At 62.8% G+C, this 25,533-nt stretch carries 25 protein-coding genes; 16 read left to right on the top strand and 9 right to left on the bottom strand.

Features of this window, described 5'->3' with window-relative positions; translation table 11 throughout:
• Nucleotide 1: 1 nt before the first annotated feature.
• The 3 genes from QUV21_RS06300 to QUV21_RS06290 are packed head-to-tail and all read left to right on the top strand — an operon-like array spanning nt 2 to nt 3,000.
• The gene (locus tag QUV21_RS06300; protein WP_300853779.1) at nt 2-808 is read left to right on the top strand and encodes a helix-turn-helix transcriptional regulator; all 807 of its coding nucleotides are present in this window, start codon (nt 2-4) and stop codon (nt 806-808) included.
• A 57-nt stretch (nt 809-865) separates the two neighbouring features.
• Nucleotides 866-2,194, top strand: coding sequence for an aspartate aminotransferase family protein (locus QUV21_RS06295; RefSeq protein WP_300853778.1), 1,329 nt, complete (start codon nt 866-868; stop codon nt 2,192-2,194).
• Complete coding sequence (locus QUV21_RS06290) at nt 2,191-3,000, top strand: 3-keto-5-aminohexanoate cleavage protein (protein ID WP_300853777.1); 810 nt, start codon at nt 2,191-2,193, stop codon at nt 2,998-3,000. The genes QUV21_RS06295 and QUV21_RS06290 overlap by 4 nt, the downstream gene beginning before the upstream one ends.
• A 323-nt stretch (nt 3,001-3,323) precedes the next feature.
• Here the strand turns inward: QUV21_RS06290 and QUV21_RS06285 are convergent, their stop codons facing one another.
• Nucleotides 3,324-4,226: a LysR substrate-binding domain-containing protein gene (locus tag QUV21_RS06285; protein WP_300853776.1), complete on the bottom strand. Its 903-nt coding sequence runs from the start codon at nt 4,224-4,226 to the stop codon at nt 3,324-3,326.
• 110 nt (nt 4,227-4,336) lie between these two features.
• Between QUV21_RS06285 and QUV21_RS06280 the strand changes: the two genes are divergently transcribed.
• From QUV21_RS06280 to QUV21_RS06230, 11 genes are all read left to right on the top strand, one after another.
• Nucleotides 4,337-5,440 (top strand): glycine cleavage T C-terminal barrel domain-containing protein, encoded by a 1,104-nt coding sequence (locus QUV21_RS06280; RefSeq protein ID WP_366907618.1) that lies wholly within the window; start codon nt 4,337-4,339, stop codon nt 5,438-5,440.
• A 17-nt stretch (nt 5,441-5,457) separates the two neighbouring features.
• A complete protein-coding gene (locus tag QUV21_RS06275) occupies nt 5,458-6,237 on the top strand; it encodes a DUF2182 domain-containing protein (protein ID WP_300853774.1) in 780 nt (259 codons plus the stop codon).
• Between the two features lie 3 nt (nt 6,238-6,240).
• Nucleotides 6,241-6,864, top strand: coding sequence for a DUF1326 domain-containing protein (locus tag QUV21_RS06270; protein ID WP_300853773.1), 624 nt, complete (start codon nt 6,241-6,243; stop codon nt 6,862-6,864).
• Nucleotides 6,865-6,867: 3 nt separating this feature from the next.
• Nucleotides 6,868-8,484, top strand: coding sequence for an AMP-binding protein (locus tag QUV21_RS06265; protein WP_300853772.1), 1,617 nt, complete (start codon nt 6,868-6,870; stop codon nt 8,482-8,484).
• 20 nt (nt 8,485-8,504) lie between these two features.
• On the top strand, nt 8,505-9,497 hold the full coding sequence (locus tag QUV21_RS06260) for an MDR family oxidoreductase (RefSeq protein ID WP_300853771.1): 993 nt from the start codon (nt 8,505-8,507) through the stop codon (nt 9,495-9,497).
• Between the two features lie 24 nt (nt 9,498-9,521).
• A complete protein-coding gene (locus QUV21_RS06255; protein WP_300853770.1) occupies nt 9,522-10,328 on the top strand; it encodes a crotonase/enoyl-CoA hydratase family protein in 807 nt (268 codons plus the stop codon).
• 269 nt (nt 10,329-10,597) lie between these two features.
• Entirely contained in the window at nt 10,598-11,557 is a 960-nt protein-coding gene (locus tag QUV21_RS06250; protein ID WP_300853769.1) for an ABC transporter substrate-binding protein, read from the top strand.
• 133 nt (nt 11,558-11,690) lie between these two features.
• Nucleotides 11,691-12,779 carry a betaine/proline/choline family ABC transporter ATP-binding protein gene (locus QUV21_RS06245; protein WP_300853768.1) on the top strand — a complete coding sequence of 363 codons (1,089 nt, stop codon included), beginning with the start codon at nt 11,691-11,693 and terminating at the stop codon, nt 12,777-12,779.
• A complete protein-coding gene (locus QUV21_RS06240) occupies nt 12,779-14,839 on the top strand; it encodes an ABC transporter permease subunit (RefSeq protein WP_300853767.1) in 2,061 nt (686 codons plus the stop codon). The genes QUV21_RS06245 and QUV21_RS06240 overlap by 1 nt, the downstream gene beginning before the upstream one ends.
• A 60-nt stretch (nt 14,840-14,899) precedes the next feature.
• A complete protein-coding gene (locus tag QUV21_RS06235) occupies nt 14,900-16,081 on the top strand; it encodes an iron-containing alcohol dehydrogenase (RefSeq protein ID WP_300853766.1) in 1,182 nt (393 codons plus the stop codon).
• Nucleotides 16,082-16,097: 16 nt separating this feature from the next.
• Complete coding sequence (locus QUV21_RS06230; protein WP_300853765.1) at nt 16,098-17,525, top strand: aldehyde dehydrogenase family protein; 1,428 nt, start codon at nt 16,098-16,100, stop codon at nt 17,523-17,525.
• A gap of 88 nt (nt 17,526-17,613) precedes the next feature.
• Here the strand turns inward: QUV21_RS06230 and QUV21_RS06225 are convergent, their stop codons facing one another.
• The 5 genes from QUV21_RS06225 to QUV21_RS06205 all read right to left on the bottom strand — a co-directional run bounded on the left by QUV21_RS06225 (nt 17,614) and on the right by QUV21_RS06205 (nt 21,411).
• Nucleotides 17,614-18,303: an ATP-binding cassette domain-containing protein gene (locus QUV21_RS06225; RefSeq protein WP_300853764.1), complete on the bottom strand. Its 690-nt coding sequence runs from the start codon at nt 18,301-18,303 to the stop codon at nt 17,614-17,616.
• Between the two features lie 18 nt (nt 18,304-18,321).
• Nucleotides 18,322-19,494 (bottom strand): FtsX-like permease family protein, encoded by a 1,173-nt coding sequence (locus QUV21_RS06220; RefSeq protein ID WP_300853763.1) that lies wholly within the window; start codon nt 19,492-19,494, stop codon nt 18,322-18,324.
• Entirely contained in the window at nt 19,491-20,711 is a 1,221-nt protein-coding gene (locus QUV21_RS06215) for an HlyD family efflux transporter periplasmic adaptor subunit (RefSeq protein ID WP_300853762.1), read from the bottom strand. Before QUV21_RS06215 ends, QUV21_RS06220 begins: the two co-directional genes overlap by 4 nt.
• Nucleotides 20,712-20,771: 60 nt before the next feature.
• A complete protein-coding gene (locus tag QUV21_RS06210; protein WP_300853761.1) occupies nt 20,772-20,933 on the bottom strand; it encodes a hypothetical protein in 162 nt (53 codons plus the stop codon).
• 115 nt (nt 20,934-21,048) lie between these two features.
• The gene (locus QUV21_RS06205) at nt 21,049-21,411 is read right to left on the bottom strand and encodes a hypothetical protein (protein WP_300853760.1); all 363 of its coding nucleotides are present in this window, start codon (nt 21,409-21,411) and stop codon (nt 21,049-21,051) included.
• A 171-nt stretch (nt 21,412-21,582) separates the two neighbouring features.
• Between QUV21_RS06205 and QUV21_RS06200 the strand changes: the two genes are divergently transcribed.
• Together QUV21_RS06200 and QUV21_RS06195 are read left to right on the top strand one after the other, a co-directional pair.
• Nucleotides 21,583-22,308, top strand: coding sequence for a response regulator (locus tag QUV21_RS06200; RefSeq protein WP_300853759.1), 726 nt, complete (start codon nt 21,583-21,585; stop codon nt 22,306-22,308).
• Nucleotides 22,308-23,678: an ATP-binding protein gene (locus QUV21_RS06195; RefSeq protein ID WP_300853758.1), complete on the top strand. Its 1,371-nt coding sequence runs from the start codon at nt 22,308-22,310 to the stop codon at nt 23,676-23,678. The genes QUV21_RS06200 and QUV21_RS06195 overlap by 1 nt, the downstream gene beginning before the upstream one ends.
• Nucleotides 23,679-23,702: 24 nt before the next feature.
• Here QUV21_RS06195 and QUV21_RS06190 read toward each other — a convergent pair whose 3' ends face one another.
• The 3 genes from QUV21_RS06190 to QUV21_RS06180 form a co-directional block, all read right to left on the bottom strand.
• Nucleotides 23,703-24,278 carry a hypothetical protein gene (locus tag QUV21_RS06190; RefSeq protein WP_300853757.1) on the bottom strand — a complete coding sequence of 192 codons (576 nt, stop codon included), beginning with the start codon at nt 24,276-24,278 and terminating at the stop codon, nt 23,703-23,705.
• A gap of 104 nt (nt 24,279-24,382) precedes the next feature.
• Nucleotides 24,383-25,048, bottom strand: a complete 666-nt coding sequence (locus QUV21_RS06185; RefSeq protein WP_300853756.1) for a class I SAM-dependent methyltransferase — start codon at nt 25,046-25,048, stop codon at nt 24,383-24,385.
• Nucleotides 25,041-25,514, bottom strand: coding sequence for an Rrf2 family transcriptional regulator (locus QUV21_RS06180; RefSeq protein WP_300853755.1), 474 nt, complete (start codon nt 25,512-25,514; stop codon nt 25,041-25,043). The genes QUV21_RS06185 and QUV21_RS06180 overlap by 8 nt, the downstream gene beginning before the upstream one ends.
• Between the last annotated feature and the right edge of the window lie 19 nt (nt 25,515-25,533).

The raw sequence follows: 25,533 nt of genomic DNA, 5'->3' as shown, positions 1-25,533 counted from the left end.
CATGCTCCGCGACTTTTCCCAGAACATGCGGCTACTGTGCAGCTATCGACCCTCGATCTCGATGGTCGCGTCTGACCTTGGAATTCATCGAAGCCAGTTGAACCGATACCTTGCCGGTACCGCGATCCCGCGTGCGCCGCTGATGCGGCGCATCGGGGATTACTTTGGCGTCGAGGTCCATGAGTTGATGATGCCGCATGAGGATTTCGCGGAACTGGTCAGCCTGCGCGGGATTGCCAGCGACACGTCGACCCGTGACCTGCGCAGCCACCTGGACCGCGTGATCCGCTTCAGCGATCATCGCATTCGCAAGCTGGAAGGGACGTTCTTTGAGTATTACTACTCAATGTCCACCCCTGGCCTGGTGTTGCGCTCGCTCCTCGGCTTCGAGATGAAGGGCGATCTGATGACGTATCGCAGGCTGGAACGGATCGGACCGATTGGCCAGCCCAGCAGACGACAATACCGCTATGTCGGGGCCTCTGTCATGACGGGAGATCGGGTCTTTCTGCAAGATTACGAAGTTGGTGCCGGGATCGAGCTGACGCAGACAATCCTCGTTCCCGACTATTCGCAGCGCTGGAGTACGCTGCACGGGGTCAAGCTGGGGGTGGCTGCAAACAGCGAACACCTGCCCTGTGCAGTTCGCGTGGTGCTGGAACGCACGCCTCCACGGGCTTCGGTCCGCGCTTCGTTGCAGATGTGCGGCCTTTTTGCCCCCGACAGCCCGGATTTGCCGAATGCTCTTTTGGCAATGATCGATAACCGGCAGTCCGGCCCGACGGTATTCAACGCATTCAGTCGCTGAAGGCTTGTCGAGGCAAAGCGCCTGTGCCTCTTTGGTCGGCACAGATAGGGGGACCAAATGCCGGGGCATGTATTCGGGCGCACCACCAAGGGTCAATTACCGACAGCCGCTGCAGGGGATGGCTGCTATTTGATCGACAGTACGGGCAAGCGCTATCTCGACGGCTCGGGCGGGGCGGCGGTGTCCTGTCTGGGCCATTCCGACCCGGACGTGCGCGCCGCGCTTCATGCGCAGTTGGACCGGCTGGCCTTTGCCCATACCGGGTTTTTCACCTCGGATCCCGCCGAAGACCTTGCCGACCTGCTGATCGCCGCCGCGCCGGAAGGCATTTCGCGGGTCTATCTGGTTTCGGGCGGGTCCGAGGCGGTCGAGGCGGCAATCAAGCTCGCACGGCAGTATTTCATGGAAATCGGCCAGCCCGCGCGGCACCGGGTGATTGCGCGGCGGCAAAGCTATCATGGCAATACGCTGGGCGCGCTGGCGGCGGGCGGCAATGCCTGGCGGAGGGCGCAGTTCGCGCCGCTTCTGGTGGAAACCAGCCATATCTCGCCCTGCTACGACTACCGCAACCGGCATGAGGGCGAAAGCCTGCCTGCCTATGGCGCGCGCGTTGCCGATGAGCTGGAATCGGAAATCCTGCGGCTCGGGCCTGAGACGGTGATGGCCTTTGTCGCCGAACCCGTGGTGGGCGCGACCATGGGCGCGGTGCCTGCCGTTCCCGGCTATTTGCCGCGCATCCGCGAGATATGTGACCGTTACGGCGTCTTGCTGATCCTCGACGAGGTGATGTGTGGCATGGGCCGCACAGGGCATCTTTACGCCTGCACCGAAGATGGCGTGGCCCCCGACATGATCACCGTGGCCAAGGGGCTGGGCGCGGGCTATCAGCCGATTGGCGCGTTGCTGACCTCGGGCGCGATCCATGATGCGATTGCGGCAGGGTCGGGGTTTTTCCAGCACGGTCATACCTATATGGGGCACGCCATGGCCGCTGCCGGGGCCGGGGCGGTGCTGCGCGCGATCCATCGCAGGGACTTGCTCGCGCGGGTGCAGGAGATGGGCGTGCTGCTGGACACGGCCCTGCGCGACCGATTTGGCCAGCACCACCATGTCGGGGATATCCGAGGGCGCGGGCTGTTTCGCGGGGTCGAACTGGTCGCGGACCGTGAGACCAAGGTACCGTTCGACCCCGCGCGCAAGCTGTACGCGCAGATCAAGACCCGCGCCATGGAGGCAGGGCTGATCTGCTATCCGATGGGTGGAACAATCGACGGCCAGCGCGGCGACCATATCCTGCTTGCCCCGCCCTTCATCATTTCACCCGACCAGATTGGCGAACTGGTGGACAAGCTGTCTCACGCGATTGACGGCGCCTTGGCCACATGAGCCGCCTTTGCCCCCTGCCCACAATTATGGTTGCCCCCAATGGCGCGCGGCGCGGCAAGGCGGATCACCCGGCTCTGCCGGTGACCATACCCGAGATCGTGGAAACGGCCCGCGCCTGCCATGCCATGGGGGCCGGGGCGATCCACGCCCATGTGCGCGATGCAGCCGAAGCGCATGTTCTGGATGCGGGGCTTTACCGTGAGTTGATTGCAGAAATGGCGCGGGCAATCCCTGCGATGCCAGTGCAGATCACGACTGAATCCGCCGGTTTCTTCACTGCGACCCAGCAACGTGCACTCTTGCGAGAGATCACGCCCGAAGGTGTCTCGATTGCCTTGGCCGAGATGCTGGCCGATGGCGACCGGGCGGCGGCGCGGCGCAGCTATCATGCGCTTTCAGAGGCCGGTGTGGCGGTGCAGCATATCCTCTACGATGCCACGCAAGTGGGGACGCTTGCGGCAGAAATCGCTGCCGGCACGGTGCCTGTGAGTGACGTGCAGGTTCTCTTTGTGCTGGGGCGGTATTCCTCAGGGCAGCAATCCAATCCCGCGATGCTTGCCCCCTTTCTTGACGCCGCACAGAACGCCGGACTGCGCCCGGACTGGGCGGTCTGCGCCTTCGGGCAGGCCGAAACCGCCTGCCTGAGATACGCCTTGTCGCAAGGCGGCAAGGCAAGGGTAGGCTTCGAGAACAACCTGCACATGCTTGATGGTCGACTTGCGCCCGACAACAGTGCGCGGGTGCGCGAGATTTCTGAACAACTGAATGTTCTCGCGCCGGATTCTGATCGTGCTTCTTTCAGGTAATCCACGTCGCACACACTGGCGCTCTTGGCGACCGTGAGCGACTTCATCCGTTCCTTCAAATCTGATTTTCCAGCGCATTCTGCTTCGGCCCTGTCGAAGTCCGCGGCAAGTAGAGTCCGGTTCGGCACATTATCCACCCCAGAGAATTGAACGGTCCTTGTCCGGAGCCTTTGCCATGACAAATGCCTTGGCTTTCGCCGGGACGCCGGGAAGGCTCCGGGCGGGTCTGTCCCGGGGTTGAGCCGCTTGGCTGATATCCTGTTCTGACTGTGCTTTCAGGCGAACAGAATCCCCCCATCTTCGTTGAGAAAGACAACTGATGATCAAGAAACACCGGGAAGTTGCGCTGAGGCTTGCCCTTTGATCCAACTGGCGAACACATCGCGGAACGGATGCGCTGGTCGGATCTGTGGTTCCAGAAGATAGAAAGCCTCGTCGATTGGAACCTTGAGGGCGAAAGGCGCAATCAGGCGACCTGCCACCAGATCTTCAGCTGCCAACGAACTGCGCCCCAGGGCGATGCCGCCCCCGTCGGCCGCGATCCGGAACGCAGTCAGCGACGTGTCCAGATGCAGGCCCTGACCGGGATCGACGCCGCGTGCGCCGGCCGCGTTGAGCCACACGCCCCAACCTTCCTGGTAGCCCATCACATGAAGAAGTCGATGATGGCGCAGGTCAGCCGGGCTTTGCAAAGCGTTCCGCCCGGCAAGTCCCGGGGCGCATAGAGGGGTGATCGTATCCCGCGTCAGGCGAGTGTGGGAAAACCCCGGCCAATCGCCGGTCCCATACTGGATATCCAGATCGAAGGCATCCTTGTCGAACGGGTCGTTCCAGACGCTGGAAATCACCCGGACCTGAACATCCGGATACGCATCCAGAAAGGCGGGCAGCCGCGACGACAGCCAGTAGACCGCGAAGGACACCGCACAGCGCAGGGTCAGAACCTGACTGCGTCGCCGTCCAAACACCTCGCGCGTGCCGGTGGCGAGCCGTTCCAGCGCGTCCTGGACCTTGGGCAGATAGGCCTCGCCCAATTTTGTCAGTTCAAGACTGCGGGGGCGGCGGATGAAAAGGGGCTGATGCAGGTACAATTCAAGCGCCTTCACATGCTTGGAAACCGCCGCCTGGGTCAGGTTCAGCTCTGCGCCCGCATTGGTGAAGCTGAGCGTGCGGGCGGCGGCCTCGAAAGCGCGCAGCCAGGTCAGGGGGGGCAAGTCGGACTTCATGGCTATTCCCAACAGACGCATAACTTTTTGTAGGGGCATTACCCCGGAAAACGTCGTTTGACGCAAGCCCCCCCGAAAGCATCAAGTGCATCAAACCCCTGGAGCAAGACATGTTTTCATTTCAACCCAGTACCCGCATCAGACCTTCCCCGTTCTTCGAGTCTGCTGTTGCGGAGGGGCTGAAAACAGCGAACGTCTACAATCGCATGATCATGCCGACGTCCTTTGGCGATCCCGAAGGAGAATACTGGCGGCTGATCAACGGCGTGTCGCAGTGGGACGTGGGGGTCGAGCGGCAAGTGCAGTTGAAGGGTCCGGACGCGGCCCGGCTGGCGCAGATTCTGGCGGTCCGCGACCTTTCAACCTGCAAGGTCGGTCAGGGAAAGTATGTCGCGATCTGCGATCACCGGGGGACGATCTTCAACGATCCCATCCTCTTGAAGCTGGCCGATGACATGTTCTGGCTGTCCATCGCCGACAGTGATGTCGAGCTTTGGGCCAGGTCCATCGCCGCCGAGCGTGGGCTGAATGTCGAGATCTGCGAACCCGATGTGTCGCCCATGGCCCTGCAAGGCCCCAAGGCCGAGGATGTCTTGGCGCATGTGCTGGGCGCCTGGGTGCGTGGGCTGAAATACTTCTGGTTCAAGGAAACCGAGATTGACGGCATTCCTGTCGCCGTCCAGCGATCAGGCTGGTCGAAGCAGGGCGGGTTCGAGATTTACCTCAAGGATGGCTCCAAGGGTACAAAGCTCTGGAACATTTTCAAGGAAGCGGGTCAGCCATGGGGCATTGGCCCGGGCGCGCCTGCCACGCCTGAACGGGTGGAAAGCGGGTTGGTATCCGTTGGCGGCGATACGGATGATGACACCAACCCTTTCGAGGTGCGGCTGGAGAAGTACGTCGATCTTCATGTCCCCGATGATACCATCGGCGTACAGGCCTTGCGGCGGATCAAGGCGGAAGGGGTCAAACGTCACCAGCTCGGGATCGTGCTGGAGGGTGACCTGCCTGCGCCGTTGGGCGTCCGGCGCGAGGATGTCATGCTGAACGGCACCCGCATCGGGATGCTGACGAACTGCGTCTGGTCCTGGCGGATGAAGGCCAACATCGGCTTTGTGCTGATTGATGCCGCGATTCCCGTTGGCACCGAGGTCACGGTAGCCCGCGTAGGCGGCCCTACGGCGGGCAAGCTCGTCGATATTCCGTTCGTGTGATGCGGGAGCAATCCCCATTGATCGCGACCTTCCCCCGCGGCTCCCTTGGCCGGTGGCTGTTCTGGTTGGGCTTTTATGCTGCGATCCTGCTGGGATGGGCTGGCCTGATGCAGATGACGGCATCGCCGATGCCGGGCCTGACGGCGGCAGAGTATTGGGCGGCCTTGTGCATCTCGGCCGAAAATGCCGATCCCATGGCGCTTTTCGCCATGTGGGGCCTGATGTCGGCGGCGATGATGCTGCCGACTTTCGTTCCAGCGGTCCGGGTCTTTGGAGAGCTTGGGTCGGTCCGGGCGACCGACGGGGCATCGATGACGGCGCTGGTGATTGGTTATGGCGCAGTCTGGCTGGTTTTTTCCGCCCTGGCGTCGGCCCTGCAACTGGGGCTTGCCAAGGCTGGCGCGATGACTGGAGCCGGGCAGAGCCTGTCGCCATGGGTGTCGGCGGGCCTTTTGGCCGGGGCCGGGGCCTATCAGTTCAGCGCGGCCAAGGAAGCTTGCCTTGCCAAGTGCCGACACCCCCTGATGTTCTTCATGGAGCATTGGGCTCCGGGGACGAAGCCCGCCCTCGCCATGGGTGCGCGGCTGGGCGTCTGGTGTGTCGGCTGCTGCTGGCTTCTGATGCTTCTGGGGCTTGTTGGCGGTGCCATGAACCTTCTGTGGATGGGTGCCGCAACCCTGTTCATGGTCTTGGAGAAACTGCCCGAGGTCGGGCGTTACCTTACAAAACCGCTTGGAGCCGCGCTGTTGATCGGCGCAGCAGTCCAAGTCGTCTCTGTTTTCTCATCGGGAGGATGAAGAATGTCCAAAGCTCTGCCGGAATGGCGCCTCAAAGGTGAACTGATCCTGAACTGCAACTGCACCGTGTTCTGCCCCTGCGTGGTGTCGCTGGGCAAGCACCCCCCGACCGAGGGCTATTGCCAGGCCTGGATGGGCGTGCGCATCGACGAAGGGCATTTCGACGGCGAAAACCTTGGCGGTCTGAACATCGGCATGGTGCTGGACATTCCGGGCAACATGGGGCGCGGCAACTGGAAGGCCGCCGCCTACATCGATGAGCGGGCGTCCGAAAAGGCCTATGACGGCTTGCTGGATATCTTCTCGGGCAAGGTGCGCGGCACGACGGGTCTGTTCTCGATGCTGGTTTCCGAGTTTCTGGGAGCGCAGCGCGCGCCGGTCATTTTCGAAACCGAAGGCCGCAAGCGCCGCCTGATGGTGGGCAAGTTCATTCAGGGCGAGATCGAACCGATCGGCGGCCCGGATCCGGACAAGGAGGTGATGGTCACCAATACCGGTTACTGGATGGGCCCCGACATCACCATTGCCACCGCCAACAAGGGCAAGGTTCGCGCCCATGGCCGGGTCTGGGACTTCGACGGCCGTTCGGCCGAGATCTGCCAGATCGACTGGCACGGCCCGACCTGAGCCATGCGCACGCATTTCGAGGCACCCCCCCGGGGCGAGGCAAATCATGTCGCCCTTTCGCCGCTGTCCTTTCTGCAAAGGGCCTCGACCGTCTATGCCGGTCTGCCTGCAACCAGCTTTGGCGGCAAAACGCGCACATGGGCCGAGGTGGCGGAGCGGGTCCGGTCTGTTGCGGCGGGGCTTGCCAAGCGCGGCATCGGCGCGGGCGATACCGTTTCGGTCCTGTCACCGAACCGGCCAGAGCTTTTCGAGTTGCATTACGCAGTTCCTTTGGCAGGGGCGGTTCTGAACACCATCAACACGCGGCTTGAGCCCGAAACAATCGCCTATATCCTTGACCATTCAGACTGCCGTCTGGTCCTCGCCGACACGACGCTTGCGCCCGTGCTGCGGGCGGCTTTCGCGCTGTTGGGACGGGCGCTGCCCGTCATCGACATTGGCATCGACATCGGTACGGGAGCGGGGTTTGCCGAAACAAGCTATGACGATCTGCTGACGGAAAGACCAATGGACTGGGTGCTGCCTGCTGATGAATGGCAGGCAATCACGCTGAACTATACCTCCGGCACCTCGGGCCGGCCCAAGGGCGTGATCTATCATCACCGCGGGGCCTACCTGATGGCGATGGGTACGGTCGCGGGCTGGTCCTTGCCCCAGCGGCCCACCTATCTGTCGGTGGTGCCGATGTTCCATTGCAACGGCTGGAACCACCCCTGGGCCATGGCGATCGTGGGCGGCCATGTGATCTTCGCCGCCGACATGGCGCCTGAAACCCTTTTGCGGGCGATGACCGACCATGGTGTGACGCATCTCGGGGCTGCTCCGGTCATATTGCAGATGCTGTGCGAAAGCCCCGGTGCCGTGGCGTTCTCGCCAAAGGTCAAGGTTATGACCGCAGGGGCCCCGCCGCCGCCTGCCGTGCTGGAAAAGGCGGCGGCCCTTGGGCTGGAAGTGATGCAGGTTTACGGGTTGACCGAAACCTATGGCCACATATCGCAATGCCTGTGGCAGGACGACTGGGCTGTCCTTGGCCCTGCCGGGCAGGCCGCGAAACAGGCGATGCAGGGCGTGTCCTTCCCGATGGTCGAAGGCATCCGCGTTGTCGACCGCGAGACGGGGCGCGACGTTCCCGCAGACGGGTTGACGCAGGGCGAAATCGCCATTCGCGGCAATACCGTGATGAAGGGCTATTACAAGGATGGCGCGGCGACCGAGGCGGCGTTTCAGGATGGCTGGTTCTGGTCGGGTGATGCAGCCGTCATGCATCCCGATGGCTATATCCAGATCCGCGACCGGCTGAAGGACGTGATCATTTCAGGCGGTGAAAACGTCTCGTCGGTCGAGGTCGAGGCAGTGCTTTACCGCCATCCGGCCATCAAGGCTGCCGCCGTGGTCGCCCGTCCGCATGACCGCTGGGGTGAGGCACCTTGCGCCTTTGTCGAACTGCGCGAGGGGGCCGGGGCCACCGAGGCCGAGGTGATCGCCTTCTGCCGCAGTCATCTCGCGGGCTTCAAGACGCCGAAATCGGTGGTGTTCCAAGAGCTTCCGAAAACGGCTACCGGCAAGATCCAGAAATTCATCCTGCGGGATACCGCCCGGGCGCTTGGCCCTTTGGCGTGACCACAGTCAAGGAGAAAGACATGACGTTCAAGGCACTGGTCGTTGAAAAAGACCCCGAAGGCACAACCCATGCCGCCGTCAAGGCACTGACCGAAGCGGACTTGCCCGCGGGCGAGGTGCTGGTCCGCGTGGAATATTCCACCGTCAACTACAAGGACGGGCTGTGCCTTGGCTCCGGGGGTGGGCTGGTGCGCAATTATCCGCATGTCCCCGGCATCGACTTTGCCGGCACGGTGGAGGCCAGCGACGACGCGCGCTATAGCCCCGGTGACAAGGTCGTGTTGACCGGCTGGCGCGTGGGCGAGGCGTATTGGGGTGGCTATGCCCAGAAGGCGCGGGTCAAGGCTGACTGGCTGGTACCCTTGCCAGCGGCGCTGACCCCGAGGGCCGCAATGGCCGTAGGCACGGCAGGTCTGACCGCGATGCTGGCGATTCTGGCACTTGAAGCGCATGGGCTGAAGCCCGGTCAGGGGCCGGTTCTGGTGACCGGCGCGGCTGGCGGTGTCGGCTCGGCGGCCGTGGCCATGCTGGCGCATCTGGGACACGAGGTGGCCGCGGTGACCGGCCGCCCCGAGACTGAGGGTTACCTGACATCGCTGGGCGCGTCCCGCATTGTGCCGCGCGGGGATCTGGCCGAGACCGTCAAGCGCCCGCTGGAAGCCGAGACCTGGGCCGGATGCGTGGATGCTGTCGGTGGCGCGATGCTGGCGCGGGTTCTGGGCCAGATGAAATACGGCGCCTCGGTCGCCGCCGTGGGCCTTGCCGGCGGGGCAGCTCTGCCTGCAACGGTCATCCCCTTCCTGCTGCGGGGGGTCAACCTGTTGGGGATCGACAGCGTGATGCAGCCCTTTGCCAACCGGCAGGCAGCCTGGGCGCGGGTCGCCACCGACATGCCAATGGACAAGCTTGAAGCGATGATCACCATGGCAACCCTGGATGACCTGCCGCGTCTGGGCCGAGAGATACTGGCGGGCCAGATCAAGGGTCGCACCGTCATCGACCTGAACGCCTGACAGCACTGAATTGAAAGCCAAAGAATGACCGTCGATCTCGCCACTCTGACTCTGCCCAATCTGGCCCTGGAACAACAGGACGACGGGGTGCTGATCGTGACACTCAGCCGCCCGGCCAAGCGCAATGCCCTGAATGCCGAGACAGTCGAGGCGCTGGTGACGCTGTTTTCGGCTGTGCCACGCGCCGGCGTCCGGGCTGTGGTGCTGACGGCGGAGGGCGCGCATTTCTGCGCCGGTCTTGATCTGGTGGAACACCATGACGCTGATCGCGGCCCGGCTGACTTCATGCACCTGTGCCTGCGCTGGCACGAGGCGTTCAACAAGATGGAGTATGGCGGCGTCCCGATCATCGCGGCGTTGAAGGGCGCGGTCGTTGGTGGCGGTCTGGAACTGGCAAGCGCCGCCCACATCCGCATCGCCGATGCCTCTACCTATTTTGCTCTGCCCGAAGGCCAGCGCGGGCTGTTCACCGGGGGCGGGGCCACCATCCGGGTGGCAGGCCTTGTCGGCAAGGCGCGGATGATCGACATGATGTTGACGGGCCGCGTCTATCAGGGTCCAGAGGCTGTCGAGGTTGGCCTCGCCCAATACCTTGTCGAGGGATCAAGCCTTGATGCAGCCGTTGCCCTGGCGCGCAAGGCGGCCCGGAACCTGCCACTGACGAACTTTGCCATCTGCTCGGCCATCAGTCATCTTGGCAACATGTCTGCCCTCGATGCCGCCTATGCCGAAGCGGTCATCGCCGGGGTCGTCAATACCCAACCTGCTGCCCGCGAGCGTCTTGACGCCTTCGCCAAGGGTACGGCCGCGCGCGTGCGACCAAACGACTGAGGGATTGGGCAAGGGCCTTTACCCTTTGAGTCAGGATATCGGATGCAGGTGATGCCGAGGCATCTCAAGTACCTTTCCAGAATGTGACGCGCACAACGTCTGCTTGGGCAGCGATACCAATGGCCTGCCTGTATGAAAGTCTGCCCTGAAGGGCATGAAATATTCTTTGACATCAAATACTGACCAAGAGTAAGTTTATAGATACGATAAATTAAAAACGCTCCGGTATTCAAGCCGGACGCGAAGACGTCACCTTCTGGGAGGAAGACATGTTTGCAACGCTCAGGGCAGCTCTTGTTGCCACCACCTTGCTTGCGCCGGCATCTGTTGCTGTCGCCCAATCGGTTCCTGAATCCGGCGATCCGATCAAGATCGTCCTGAATGACTGGACCGGCCAGTTCACCTCGGCAAAGATTGCCGGTGAGCTGCTCAAGTCCATGGGCTACACGGTCGAATACGTCAGTGCGGGGGCGGTGCCTCAGTTCGTCGGCCTCGCCAATGGCAACCTGCATTTCCAGCCCGAAGTCTGGGACAACCTGATTGGCGACATCTATCCCACGGCCGTCGCTGCTGGTGACATCAAGATCGTCGGTGAGATCGGGCTCGATGGCTGGCAGGATTTCATGTATCCCGCCTATCTGGAAGAGAGCTGCCCAAGCCTACCCAGCTACACCGCCCTCTGGGATTGCGCCCAGCTCTTTGCAACGCCAGAGACCTTTCCGAACGGTCGCCTGATTGCCTATCCGGCCGACTGGGGTACGTTTGACGCTGACCTGATCAAGGCGATCGGTGCGCCGATCGTCGCTGTACCGGGCGGCAGCGAAGGCGCGATGATGGCCGAGTTTCAGGCGGCCTATGCTGCCAGGCAACCCATCGTGATGCGGTGGTGGGCGCCGCACTGGATCTTTGCCGAACATGACCTCAAGTGGATTGAATGGGGAGCAGAGGGCCGATCCTGCACGGATGCGACCGAAGCCGAAAGCCAGACCAAAGATACCGCATGTGGCTTTGTCCAGCCGAATGTCCTGAAAGTGGCCTGGGGCGGGTTCGAAGGGAAATGGCCCGGCGCCTTCAAGATGCTGACTGCCATGACGATCACCAACAAGGACCAGAACGCCATGATTCTGGAGATCGACCAGAAGGGCCGTGATCTGGATGAAGTGGTGGCGGAATGGATCGCCAACAACGAGCCCACCTGGAAACTCTGGATCGAGCAGGCCCTGCAGTAGTCTGAACCGTCCTGATACTGCTGGTCGGAGCCCCGTGCCTGGCACAGCTTCGACCCGCCTTTGCAGAGGCCGGGGCGCCAAAGGCCAGCGGCCCCTGCCGAGCGTCGCCCCGTAGGCCCCCCGGGAGTTCGTCATGAAGTCAACACACACTGACCTTGGCCCGGTCCGGCTGTCCTGCCGGAATGTCTGGAAGGTCTACGGGCCACATCCGGATCGTTTCTTCACGCCCGTATCGACAGGGACGGACGATCCTGCGGCAAAGGCTGCCGGGATCCGCGCCAAGGGCCACATCGTCGCCAATGCCGATGTAAGCTTTGATGTCCATGAGGGCGAGATCTTCGTCATCATGGGGCTGTCGGGGTCGGGAAAGTCGACCATCGTGCGTTGTCTGTCACGGCTTGTGGAGCCCACGGCGGGGGCGATCCTGCTGGACGGCGAAGATCTGTTGAAGAAGTCCACCGCCGAGTTGATCGAGATCCGTCGTCACAAGATGGGCATGGTGTTCCAGAGCTTCGGTCTGATGCCGCATCTGAACGTGATCGACAACATCGCCTTCCCGCTGAAGCTGCAGGGGCTGGGCGAGGACGAACGTCGCGCCCGCGCCGCGCGGGTGATCGAGCTTGTGGGCCTCACGGGTCGCGAGCGCAACTTCCCGAACGAGTTGTCAGGCGGACAACAGCAGCGTGTCGGAATCGCACGTTCGCTGGCGGTCGAGCCCGATGTCTGGTTTCTGGACGAGCCCTTTTCGGCGCTTGATCCCTTGATCCGCAAGCAGATGCAGGACGAATTCCTCCGCATCCAGGCAAAGCTGCGCAAATCCATTGTGTTCATCACCCATGATTTCCAAGAGGCGCTGCGGATCGCTGACCGCATGGCCATCATGCGGGATGGTGCGGTGGTGCAGATCGGGCGGCCCATCGATCTGATCCTGAACCCTGCGGACGACTACATCCGCGCTTTCACGCAGGATGTGCCGTGGGAAAGCATCCTGCGGGCCATCGACATCATGGAGCCGGCAGCCGGGTCCATGGAGGGCCTGCGCCGTGTGGCTGAAGATGCCCCTGTCGCAAGTCTGCTGCCCGATCTTGGCAGCGCAGCTGGTGTGATTGTGGAAGGCCTTGACGGTGCCGTTCTGGGGATGGCAACCGCTCGGGGCCTTGCTGCGTCGCTCGCCCCTGGCTGCGCGGTCGCCAATCCCTCCGGCAGCGCGTCAGGAAAATGATGGCTTGGTTCGATCGCACCGCAATGCTCTGGCTTGGCGCAATTGCCGTCACCCTGATCGGCGTTTTCCTGCAAGGCCGTCTGGACTGGTTGGCGACCTATCCCGAAACAGGGATCCTACCCGTAGCAGACCTCCTGAACGCCGTATCAAACTGGATTGTCCGGCATTTTGCCTGGCTCTTTCAGGGCATGTCGGCCCTTCTGGAATGCCCGATCAAGGGCATCCAGCAGGTGCTTCAGGCGCTGCCCTGGTCGGTGGCCATGTTCCTGTTCTGCCTCGCGGCCTATGCCGCTTCGGGCTGGCGGCTGGCGCTGTTCACCCTCGGAGCATCGGCCTACATGCTGGTGATCGGCGCCTGGGACGCCGGGATGAATACCTTGTCCTTGGTAGCGATCTCGGTCCCTTCAGCGATCCTTGTGGGCTTTGCGATCGGCGTCTGGGGGTTCCGTTCTCGCCGGGCAGAGCGCATCATCATGCCGACGCTGGACATCCTGCAGACTGTGCCGACATTCGCCTATCTTCTGCCAATCCTGATGCTTTTTGGCTTTGGCACGGTGGTCGGGCTGATTTCCAGCATCCTCTATTCCTTCCCCCCGATGGTGCGGAACACCCTTGTCGGTCTGCGCAGTGTCGCGCCAGAGGTGATTGAATCCGGCCTTATGGCCGGGGCCACGGGGCGGCAGCTGTTCTGGCAGGTCCGCGTCCCCTCGGCGCGGCGTCAGCTTATGCTCGGGGTCAATCAGGCGACGATGGCCTCGCTTTCCATGGTGATCATCGCCTCGGTCATCGGCGGAACGGCGGACCTTGGCTGGGAGGTGCTGTCGACAATCCGCAAGGCGCAGTTCGGCGAAAGCCTGCTGGTCGGCCTGGTGATCGCGCTGATGGCGATGGTGATCGACCGCGTGTCAAGCAGTTTTGCCGAAGGGTCGGACCGGCCGGGCCAGACGACCCACCGTCGGCGCCTTTGGCTGATCGCGGCGTTGGGGGCAGTGCTGGTTTATGGCGCGTCGCTGGTGGCCCCGATCCTGAATGATTGGCCCGCTGCGTTTCGCTTCAACCCGGCCCCGATGATGAACGAAGCCCTGAGCAGCTTTATCACGACCTTCCGCACCCAGATAGAAATGGTAAAGACGGCCGCCTTCTACTTCGTGATGCTGCCTGCAAAGATCGGCCTCCAAGGCGCGGTCAGTCCCTTTACCTGGGGATTTGCACTGACCCCTTTGCACCAGTTGACCTATGCCGCAGGCATGATTGCGCTTGCCCTGTGGTCGTCCCGACGCGGGAGCCCGAAGATCGGAATCGCCGTCCTGATCTTTGCCGTCATCATCTATTTTGGGCTTACCGGCCTTCCTTGGCCCGCGCTAATTCTGATCATTGCCCTTGTAGCCCATGGCATTGGTGGGGCGCCCATGGCGACTGGCACGGCCATGGGGCTGCTGTTCATCGTCGTGACCGGCAACTGGCCCGCCGCCGTTCTGTCGATCTACCTCTGCGGCATTGCCGTGGTGATCGCCTTCACCCTTGGCACTGCCATCGGCATCTGGGCCGCCCAGAATGACCGGGTTTCCGCCATCGTCCGGCCGATCAATGACACGCTGCAGACCATGCCCCTGTTCGTGATCCTGATCCCCTTCGTCATGGTCTTCAAGATCGGCGACTTCACCGCCCTTCTGGCGATCATTGCCTATGCCATCGTACCTGCCATCCGCTACGGCGAACACGGGTTGCGCGGCCTGCCGGAAACGGTGATCGAGGCAGCGCGCATGATCGGGGCGACGCCACGCCAGATGCTCTGGCAGGTGAAGATCCCTCTGGCGTTGCCGGTCATGATGCTGGGGCTGAACCAGACCATTCTCCATGGCATTGCCATGCTGGTGATTGCTGCACTTGTGGGTGCAGCCGGGCTGGAACAGACCGTCTACATCGCGCTGACCGACGGAAACGTCGGCCAAGGCCTGATCGCGGGCCTTGCCATTGCGATCATCGCCATCATCGCCGACCGCATGACCAGCGGATGGAGCCGCAATCGCCAGGCAGCCCTGGGCTTCGGGGCCAGATGACGGCCCTTACACTTCGACCAATTCACGGCGGCATGCGCTGATCAAAAGGACCTCAAGACGATGAAAACAGATGACCCGACGATGCTGGCTCCGCATGATTGGGGATTTCCGGTGCCGATTGCCTATGGGCCGGGACGGCTGGCCGAGATCGGGCAGCGCTGCATTGGCTTGGGCATCCGCAATCCCCTGATTGTGACGGATCACGGCAGTCGTGACCTGCCCTTCATCGCACTGCTGCATTCCTTGCTTCAGGATGCAGGGCTGAAGGCGGCCCTGTTTTCGGACATTTCTCCCAATCCGATTGATGGCGAGATCGAGACGGGGCGCGCGGCCTTCCTGGCGGGCAGCCATGACGCGATCATCGCGATCGGTGGTGGCAGTGCCATGGATGGCGCCAAGGCGATTTGCCTTATGGCCCGCAACGATCTTGATCTCTGGGCCTTTGAATACGAACAGCCAGTGCCGGTCATGGGGCAGGGCCAGCGCTTTCCCGCTTTGATCACCATCCCCACGACCGCTGGCACCGGGGCGGAAACCGAAAGCACTGCCATGGTCACCCACGCGGCCAAGGGCATGAAGTTCTGCGTCTGGCACCCGGACCTTAAGCCCGCTCTGGCCCTGCTGGACCCGGAACTGACAGTCGGGTTGCCCAGAACCCTCACTGCCTGGACCGGGGCCGATGCGCTGGTTCATGCCATCGAGGCCTATCTTGTGCCGGGTTTCCATCCCTTGTGTGATGGCCTGGCACTGGAAGGGCTGGCCCTCATCGCAAAGTGGCTACCCGTGGCTGTAGAAGAGCCGCAGAACCTGACCGCACGCGGCGCGATGCTGACGGGCTCCTGCCTTGCCGGGATCGCTTTCCTGAAGGGCTTGGGCCTTGTCCATGCGATTTCCCACATGGTGGGCGCCGAATTCAACACCCAGCACGGCCTGACCAATGCAATCCTTCTGCCGGTAGTGCTGCGCTTCAACCTGCCCGGACAGGAGGAAAAGGTCCGCCGAATGGCGCAGGCGATGGGCCTGCCCGACACGTCTGTTGAGGGCTTCATTGCAGCGGTCGAGGGCATGCTTGACCAGATCGGGATTCCGAAGTCGCTGGCCGAGATCGGCGTGCCTGCCGATTGTGCCGCAAGGATCGCCGCAAAGGCTCTGAAAGACAGTGCCGCCCGCACCAACCCCCGTGCCGCCACTCTGGCCGAGGTCGTTGCTTTGACCGAAACCGCCATCGCCAAGGCTCGCTGACAAAAGGACAGGGCAAATGCGGAACCTGACAAGTTTCTACATCGATGGGCAGTGGGTCGAGCCTATGTCTTCTGCCACCCTGCCGGTTCTGAACCCGGCGACCGAGGCGCAGATCGGCACCGTTGCCATGGGCAACTCAGAGGACGTGGATCGGGCCGTAGCTTCGGCAAAGGCCGCCTTCGCGGCCTTTGCCTCCACATCCCGGCAGGAGAGGCTTGATCTGCTGCACCGGTTGAAGGTGGCGACCGAAAGGCGTTTGGAGGATCTGGCGCAAGCCATGCGGATGGAGATGGGTGCGCCGATCACCATGGCGCGGTCTGCCCAGGCGGATGCGGCAATCGGCCATCTCCAAGGCTTCATCGCCGCGCTGGAAGGGCTTGAGCAACGCAAGGTGCTCGCCAATGGTGACATCCTTTTGCGTGAACCGATCGGTGTCTGCGGGCTGATCACACCGTGGAACTGGCCGATGAACCAGATTGCGCTCAAGGTCATTCCTGCGCTGGCCACAGGATCGACCTGCGTCCTCAAGCCGTCAGAACACACGCCGATCTCGGCGATGATCTATGCCGAGATCATTGACGAGGCGGGATATCCGCCGGGGGTGTTCAACCTGGTGAATGGGGATGGACCGACGGTGGGGGCGGCAATGTCGCGCCACCCTGACATCCAGATGATGTCCTTTACAGGCTCGACCCGGGCCGGGATCGCTGTCACCCGTGACTCGGCCGAGACGGTCAAGCGCGTGACGCTGGAACTGGGAGGCAAGTCGCCGAACCTGGTCTTCGCCGACTGCGATCTTGAGGCGCGGGTGGCGGCTTCGGTCCGGGAATGCATGTTCAATACGGGGCAGTCCTGCGACGCGCCGACCCGCCTTCTGGTCGAACGCGCCTGCTACGACGATGCCCTTCTGATCGCCAAACGGACTGCGGATGCCATCACGGTCGGCGACCCCGAGCAGGCGGGCGACCATATCGGGCCGCTCTTTGACAAGATCCAATACGACCGCGTGCAGGCCATGATAGAGGTTGGTCTTGCCGAAGGTGTGAGGCTTCTGGCCGGGGGCCTTGGCAAGCCCGAGGGGATCACGACCGGATGGTTCGCCAAGCCTACGATTTTCGCCGATGTGTCAAACGACATGCGCGTCGCGCAAGAAGAGATCTTCGGCCCTGTGCTCGTCATCATTCCATTCAACGATGAAGCTGACGCTATCGAGATTGCGAACGACACGCCCTATGGGCTTGCCGCCTATGTGCAGACCGGTAATCCGGATCGGGCGCTTCGGGTCGCCGCAGGCCTGCGCGCGGGGGCGATCCATATCAATGGTGGTGGCTTCAACTATGGCTCACCCTTCGGCGGCTACAAACAGTCCGGCAACGGCCGCGAAGGAGGGTTGATGGGATTGGAAGACTACCTGGAAACCAAGACGCTGCATGGGATCGGCTGAAGAGGATTTGTCTGCGGTGCCAGCGCAGTCGAGGTAGGCTTTGGGCGCTGGTCACGAAACCGCCCTCGTCTGCGCGCAGCGGCCCACGTCAGGTTCGGTCCTCAACCTTCACGATGCGCCCGTCTTCAAGTGTGAGGATACGGTCGGCGCGGTCAAGGATCCGGTTGTCATGCGTGACGAGTAGCGTGGTTGTCCCCCGCGCGGAACCCATCCGTTTGAGCAGATCCACAACATCGGCAGCACTGTCCTTGTCCAGCGCAGCGGTCGGTTCGTCCGCCAGAACCAGCGCCGGATTCCCCACCAGCGCCCGCGCCACGGCCACGCGCTGTTTCTGCCCGCCAGACAGGTTTGCCGGCAGGTAATCGGTGCGGTCCGACAGGCCGACCAGACCAAGCGCATGGATCGCCGCCTGTTTCGCGGTCGCGTCCGGCACGCTGCCAAGCACCTGCACGCCCATCATCACGTTTTGCGTCGCGGTCAGGCTTTCGTGCAGGTTATGGGCCTGAAAGATGAACCCAAGACGGCGGCGCAGGGCAACCAGATGCGCCTCGGTCGCGCCGTTGAGTTCCTGACCCAGCAGGCGCACCGACCCATCCTGCACGCCGCGCAGGCAGCCGATCAGCGTCAGCACCGTGGTCTTGCCGGACCCGGATGGCCCCATCAGCACCGTGAAGCTGCCGCGCTTCAACGTCAGGTTCACGTCGAACAGCGCCTGCTTCTTCACCTCACCGCTGCCGAACCAGTGGTTCAGGCCGCGTGCATCGACAACATTTTCCATGTCCATCCCCGGCCCCCGTCAGAACAGATCGGCCGGATCGGCGGCGGCCAGACGGCGCGTGGCGATCGCGCCCGACACTGCGGAAAAGACGATGGTGCCAAGAAACACGCTTGCCGCCATTGACGGGGTCATCGCCAGCGGCAGGGTGGTGATCCTGCCCATCAGCGTCAGGATCGTGGTGCCGACGACCAGCCCCGGGATGAAGCCCATGATGCCCAGCACCAGGGCTTCTTCGAACACCACGCTCAGAAAGAACTGCGGGCCATAGCCCATGGCCTTGAAGGTGGCATATTCGCGCAGGTGGTCGGCCACATCGGTGGACAGCACCTGATAGACGATGACCAGCCCCACCAGCACCCCGATCAGCACGCCGAAACCGAAGATGATCCCGGTCGGCCTGCGGGTCTGCTGATAGCGCAGGTCTTCCTGCGCGGCATCCGGATAGCTGCGGATGCGCAAGCTGGGGTCCGAGATCAGGGTCTTCAGCCGGGCAACGACGCTTTGCACAGGCACGCCCGGGCGCAGTTGCAACAGGATGTGGTCCGGGGCCGCCGAACTTCGGGCCGGGAAGAGCGACAGAAAGGTCTGGTCGGACACCAGCATGTAGCCGTCGCCGCCAAAGCCGCCGCCGCCCGCAAAGGTGGCATAGGCCGTCAGGGTGCTGCCTTGCGTCTCGAACGCCAGCGGCGTCTGCGGGCGGATCGCGGCGGCCTCTTCCTTGCCCAGTCCACGCGCCAGCCGGTCAAGAATTGCCGCGTCCTGCACCTGCAACAGGTTCAGATCGCCGCCGATTTCCGGCGCGATGAAGCCCGGCTTGGCCGGATCGACGCCAAAGGTCGTCAGGCTGATGTCCTTCTCGCCCCGGTCCCACGGCACATTGGCCAGAAAGAGGCCCATCCCGTCGGTCACATCCGGGTCGGCCATCGCCTGCAACAGCCATTGCCGCGCGACATTGCCGCCATCGGCCAGCGCATTGGCATCCCCGGCGGAAATCATGATGTCGGCCTGAAAGAAGTCATAGGGCCGCAGCGTTGCCGCCCCCATCGAGTTCATGATGCCAAGCTGGACAAAGACCAGCACATTGGCAAAGGCCACCCCGGCCAGCGCCGCAGCAAAGCGGGTGCGGTTGTGGGTCAGTTGCAGCCAGCCGATCGGCAGGCGCCCGAACAGGGCTTGCAGCAGCCGGCTCATGGGGTTCCACGCGCGCCTGCGGTGGTGTCAATGCGCGCGATCACCTCCAGGTTCGTGAAGCGGGCGGCAACGCTGGACGACGGGCCATCCAGGGCCACCAGCACCCGGATCACGCGCGCATCCTTGTTTTCCGCAGCGTCATCGGAAATCAGTCCCTGCCGCCCCACCGTAAGGCCGATGCTTTCGACCGTCCCGATCAGGGATTGGCCCAGGGCGGGCGCGGCCAGTTCGACCGGCTGTCCGGGCTTCACGACCGCGATACGGTCCTGCCAGACCTCGACCTCGGCCATCATCGTGTCGGTGTCGCCCATGTCCATGATCCCGTCCGCCGGGGGGCGCTGGCCCGGTGTCGCGCGGATATCGAGGATCGTTCCGGCAATCGGGGCCACCACCACCGCGCGTTGCAGATCCAGCGTCGCACGGGCAAGATCGGCTTCGGCGGCCTCGACGTTGCGGGCCGCAACCACGACGTCGGGTTGATCCTCCAGCGCAAGCGCGGAAAAGCGCTTCAAGGTGGCCTCGGCCCGGACAACGGCCTGCCGGGCCGCCTCGGCCGCAGTGCGCACGGAATCGAGCGTGGCCTGCGTTGCGACGGCGCGCTGGAACAGTTCCTCGGTGCGGGCAAGGCTGGTTGTTGCCTCGGTCGCCGTGGCGATGGCCTGATCCAGCGCCGCCTGCGCTTCGTCCCGGCTGGCCTCGACCGCAGCACGGGTCTGCATCAGCGAGGCCTGCCGGACCGCCAGATTGGCCTCGGCCAGCAGAACCGCCCCTTCCAGAGCCGTGCGGTTATCCAGCCGGGCCAGCGGTGTACCCTTTGCCACGCGGTCGCCCTCTGCCACGAGGATTGCGGCCACACGGGCATCCCCGGCCCCGTAGGGTGCGGCCACGACCGAGACATCGCCGCGCGGCATCACCCGGGCAAGGCCAACTACATCGGTCGGCAGCATGGTTTCAGCCATCCGGGGCGGCAGTTCGATATCGGGCGGCAAGGCAATCGGCGCATCCGACCCCCCGCCGGGTTGCAGCCCGGTCAGTTCATAGAACTTCTGCAAGCCCGGTGGCTGGAAATACATCCCGATCACCGCGCCCGAGAACATGAAGACGGGGATCAGCAGTACCAGAAGATACCGCTTGCGAAACCAGCGCCGCGGTGCGGGCTGCGTCCCGGGGGAAACGGGAAGGTCCAGCGGAAGATCAGGTTTGGCGGGATCTGGCATTTGGGTCGCCTTGTGTCTTTGGGGTCTGCTGCGTTCATCTGGCCGGATGGGCCGTGGCGATCATTGGGTTGTTTTTCGGCTTGATCTGCTTGGATGGAATGCCAGCGCATCCAATGCGACAAGCGCCAGCAGCGCGACCTTGACGGGATCGGAAAGCTGCGCCGCAACCGTCACATCCGCGACCCACTCCAGAGTGCCTGAAACAGACATGATCGCCATCATCCCAAAACGGCCCAATGTGCGATACGGCTACCAAAATAGCCTTTGGAATGTAACATGCCCGGTCTCTTCAAAAGGTCAGACGAAGGCCTTTCGGCACTCGCCATTCCTTGTCAGACTATGGATTGGCCGGGGCATCTGCGTTGACATCGGTCAAATGGACCATCCGCGCCATCGCCTTTGCCGGAAAGCTGATTTCGCCGGCGCTGGTCCTTTTGCCGTCCTTGTCGACGTCAAAGTGCAGGAAGGCTGCATCTTCGCCAAATCCGTGCATTGCCTTCGACGAGTGGCTGCCGCGTTCACCCATCTGGTCGTGGTCCGCACCCATGCCCGAATGCTTCATCATGCCTGACCCATGGTCTCCCATCATGGCCCCCATTATTCTCCATTGCACGCCACCTGCGATGGCTGGGATGCTTGCAGCTCCAATGACTGCCACAGTGGCGATGGCGCCGAAGGTCAGGAAGGTCTTGCGTTTCATGGTCTCGTCCAATCGGATTCGTATTTCGGATATTGCGAGACTGGGGGGCTTTGTCGCAGAAGGATGCCTTGCAGGGGCCTGAATTGTATCGGTCCGTCGCAGCGGTCGCGCCTGCGACAGGCCGATACGCAAATCCTTCCCGCTGGCGGAAGCAGCAGGCTATGAAGGGGCATGACAGATGCAACGCCCCATATCCTTGTCGTCGATGACCACCGCGAAATCCGCGATGCCGTAGCGCGTTATCTGGAAAAGAACGGGATGCGCGCCACGCCTGCCCGCGATGCTTCGGAAATGGATCTGGCGCTGAAGACCGGGCGGTTCGATCTGATCGTTCTTGATGTGATGATGCCGGGAGAGGACGGGCTTTCTGCCGCCCGCCGCGTTTCGGCCAATGGCGGTCCACCGATCCTGATGCTCAGCGCGCTGGGAGAGGAAACGGATCGCATTGTCGGGCTGGAAATCGGTGCCGACGACTATCTGGCAAGGCCGTTCAACCCGCGTGAGCTTCTGGCTCGGATCAGGGCCATCCTGCGCCGGGCCGACCGGCCGATGCCGCTGGCCGGCACTCTTGGCGGTCGCAAGCAAAGCTTTGCGGGCTGGTTGCTGGACACTGACACCCGCGCTCTGACCCATCAGGATGGTCGCGAGGTCAGCTTGACCAGTGCTGAATTCAAACTGCTGACGGTGTTTCTGGAACGCCCCCGCTTCGTCCTTTCCCGTGATCAGCTGCTGGACATGACATCCGGCCGGGTGGCCGATGTATTTGACCGCACCATCGACAATCAGGTCAGCCGCTTGCGCCGCAAGATCGAGCAGGATCCGGGGAGTCCGAAGATCATCGCCACGGTTCGGGCGGGCGGTTACAGCCTTGCCACCGATGTCCGTTCGGTTCCCTGATGCGGCTTGGTCCGCAGAGCCTGACAGGCCAACTGGCGCTGCTGGTCTTCGGCGCTTTCGTGCTTGCGCAGGCCATCAGCCTCTGGCTGTTCACGGATGAACGCGGGCGGACCTTGCAAGACGCGCTCCGGCTGGAGACTGCTGAGCGCAGCGCTGCGGTGGTTCTGGCACTGGAAGCTGCACCCATGGCCAACCGCGCCGGAATTCTGCAGGCCGCCCGAACCGCACATACGGACTTTCATCTGTCCCGCGAGGCACTGGTTGCAAACGACGCTCCGACCGTCTCAACGGTCCGCAGCAAAGTGGAGATCCTGTTGCCGCAATCCAGTAAGATCCGGGTCGAGGAAATCGGCATCTCTCCGCGCAGCGGTCAGCCAATGAACCCGCCCGCGCCGCTCGTCTGGTTGAAGGACCGGATGCTTGCGGCAGGACTTGCCCCCGTCGAATTGCGGCTGTCGATCCGTCTTTCCGAGGGCGGCTGGTTAAACGTGCGTGCCAGCAATGACCGGCCTGATTTCCAGATTCCCCCGGTCATTCTTGGGACCATCCTGCTTTCCCTTGCGCTTATCATGGGGACGCTCTGGTACGGGCTGCGGCGCATTACCGGGCCTTTGCGCTTGCTCGCTGACGCAGCCGAGGATTTCGGGATCGACAGCAAGGCGCCCGACATGCCCAAGGGCGGACCCGAAGAGGTGCAGGCGCTATCCGATGCCCTGGGCCGGATGCAGACCCGCATTTCCGCCATGGTCGCGGACCGAACCCGGATGCTGGCGGCGCTTGGACATGATCTGCGCTCGCCCATCACCGCGTTGCGGCTGCGCGCCGAAATGGTGGAAGATGACGAAACGCGCGAACGAATGGTCGCGACTCTGGACGAGATGCGGGACATGGTCGAGGCAACGCTGGCCTATGCGCGCGGGGTCTCGGCGGATCAGCCGACCGAGCCGGTAGACCTTACGCTGCTCCTTGCGGAACTGACGACAGAGCTGGCCGACACAGGGCCGAAGATTTCCATCATTGGTGGCAGTCGCGTAACTTTGTCGTTGCGACGGACACCGATCCGGCGCGCGCTGCGCAACTTGCTGGAAAACGCGCAGCGCTATGGCGGGCGGGTCGAGGTCACCTTGCGCGAAACCTCGCAGGGCGTGGAGATCACGATCGATGACCATGGCCCCGGTATTGCAGAGGAAAGTCTGGACCGCGTCTTTGACCCTTACACGCGGCTTGAAGCCTCGCGTTCGCGAGATACGGGCGGTATCGGACTGGGCCTTCCGATTGCCCGCGCAATCCTTCGCGCCCACGGCGGCGATGTGGGACTATCCAACCGGCCCGAAGGTGGGCTGAGGGCGCTGGTGTGGCTTCCGAAGTGATGCCACGGGCATGCAGGAAGCGGATCATTCGCTCCAGTCATGCACATGGACATCGCGGCCCGAATGGCCTTTGAGGATCTTCACCGCAAGTTCCGCCTTGTCCTTGTCCCATGTCCTGACCCACAGAAGAATGCCGCCGTGCTTGATCTGGTTGGCGTAAAAGTCCTTGTGGTGCCTTCCAACCCGACGCGCCAGCAACGTGCCAAGGACCGCAGTCGGACTGCCCCCGATCGCGATAGCCGCGATGGACGCTGCGATCGTGCTGGCAGGTGTCAGCAGCGCCATCATGGCGATGTATGAGCCCAGAAAGAACAATCCGCCCGCTATTGCGCCTTCCAGTTCCCCGATCGCCTCCTCCGAAACGAAGGCGGCGCGCGGGGCGTCTGGATTATCCGCCAGTTCCGGTGCCGTCCAGAAGGCCTTTCCCAGCTTTTCCTCCAGCACCTTCTGATCTGCCAGCAGGCTGATGTCATAGCGGCTGAAGCCGGCTATCATCAGGTCATAGATCGCCTTCTGGAGGCTTTCGAAGGTGTCGAAAATGCCGACGGCCTCTGGAACATTGATGTAGCTGCTATGGTGCCTTTCCGCATCGTCGGTCATTGTGATCCCTTTGCCCATACCTGTCTGCCTGTCCGCAGATGGCCTCAATCATCAACCAGACAACCATTCAGTGATCCGTGTCGTTGACGGGGGTCAATGCAGCGTCAGGATTTGACTGCAAGCAGTGGTTTGCGGGCGACGATGTAGGGATTTTGCGGCCGTGACCCCAGAACACGCTGATCGATGATCTCGAAGCCTGCATCCAGAATTGCCTGACGAAGCTCTGTCAAGCCAAGCGATTTCGCAGGCGGAAAGAGGCCTGCGGTTCGAAGCACGGCAAACAGAAGGCGCAGCCTGAACGCCAGATCGGCAAAGCACCATGTCTTGCTGATCAACAGCCCGCCGGGTTGCAGTCGGGCGTGAACCCGGCCGAGCAGGGCGGGCAGGTCGTCAACCAGATGTAGCACATTGAATGCGCAGACAGCGTCGAACGGGCCGCGATCAAGGGCCGCCCCGGCATCTGACACCTCAAAGCGAAGATTGTCCGGCGCAGGTTTCGCCTTTGCGATCCGCACCATTTCGCTGGAAAAATCGGTGGCGGTGAACCGGGCCGCGTGCGGCGCAAGGCGGATGGCCGTTCCCCCGGTGCCGCAGCCGATTTCCAGCACCCTGTCCGTCGCATGCAGGCGCCCCGCGACATCGGCAAGAAGCGCTTCATAGGCCGCTTCGTCCTTGATCGGTCGCGCCGCGTAACGATCGGCAAACCTGTTCCAGAACCGCGCGCCCGGATCTTGCCGTTCGGGCCGTTCGTCAAGGGTGCGATCAGGCAATAGCAGCCTCCGGGCAGGTGCGGCGAAGCCCGTCCGGCACCGCAAGCAGCCCGGCAAGACCGCAGTTGCCTTTCGTCAGATCCGCCAGAGTGACCATGTCCAACTCGTGATAGAATGCTTCAACGGCGCGCGCCACATAGCCTCGCAAGCGGCAGGATGCCGAAAGCGGGCAGGTGTTGGTGTCGGGTGCGAAGCACTCAGCAAAGGGAACGCTCGCCTCGAACACGCGGAAAACCTCTCCGATAGAAATCTGGTCAGCTGGGCGGGCAAGGCGCAAGCCGCCATTGCGGCCACGAATGGTTTCGACAAAGCCACTGGCTTGCAGCGCGTTCACGACCTGAAGCAGATGGTTGAGCGAGGCATTGCAGGTCTGGGCAATCTCAGAACTGCGCAAGGTCAGGCCATCGTTGACCGCGCAGGCCATCAAGACCCGGGCAGCAAGATTGGTTTTCGTCGTCAGGCGCATGAAAGTCGCTTTCCATATC

The organism is Tabrizicola sp., from assembly GCF_030373185.1.
Classification (GTDB): domain Bacteria; phylum Pseudomonadota; class Alphaproteobacteria; order Rhodobacterales; family Rhodobacteraceae; genus Tabrizicola.
Note: the sequence above shows the minus strand (reverse complement) of the source record. Positions and strands in the feature narration are given on the sequence as shown.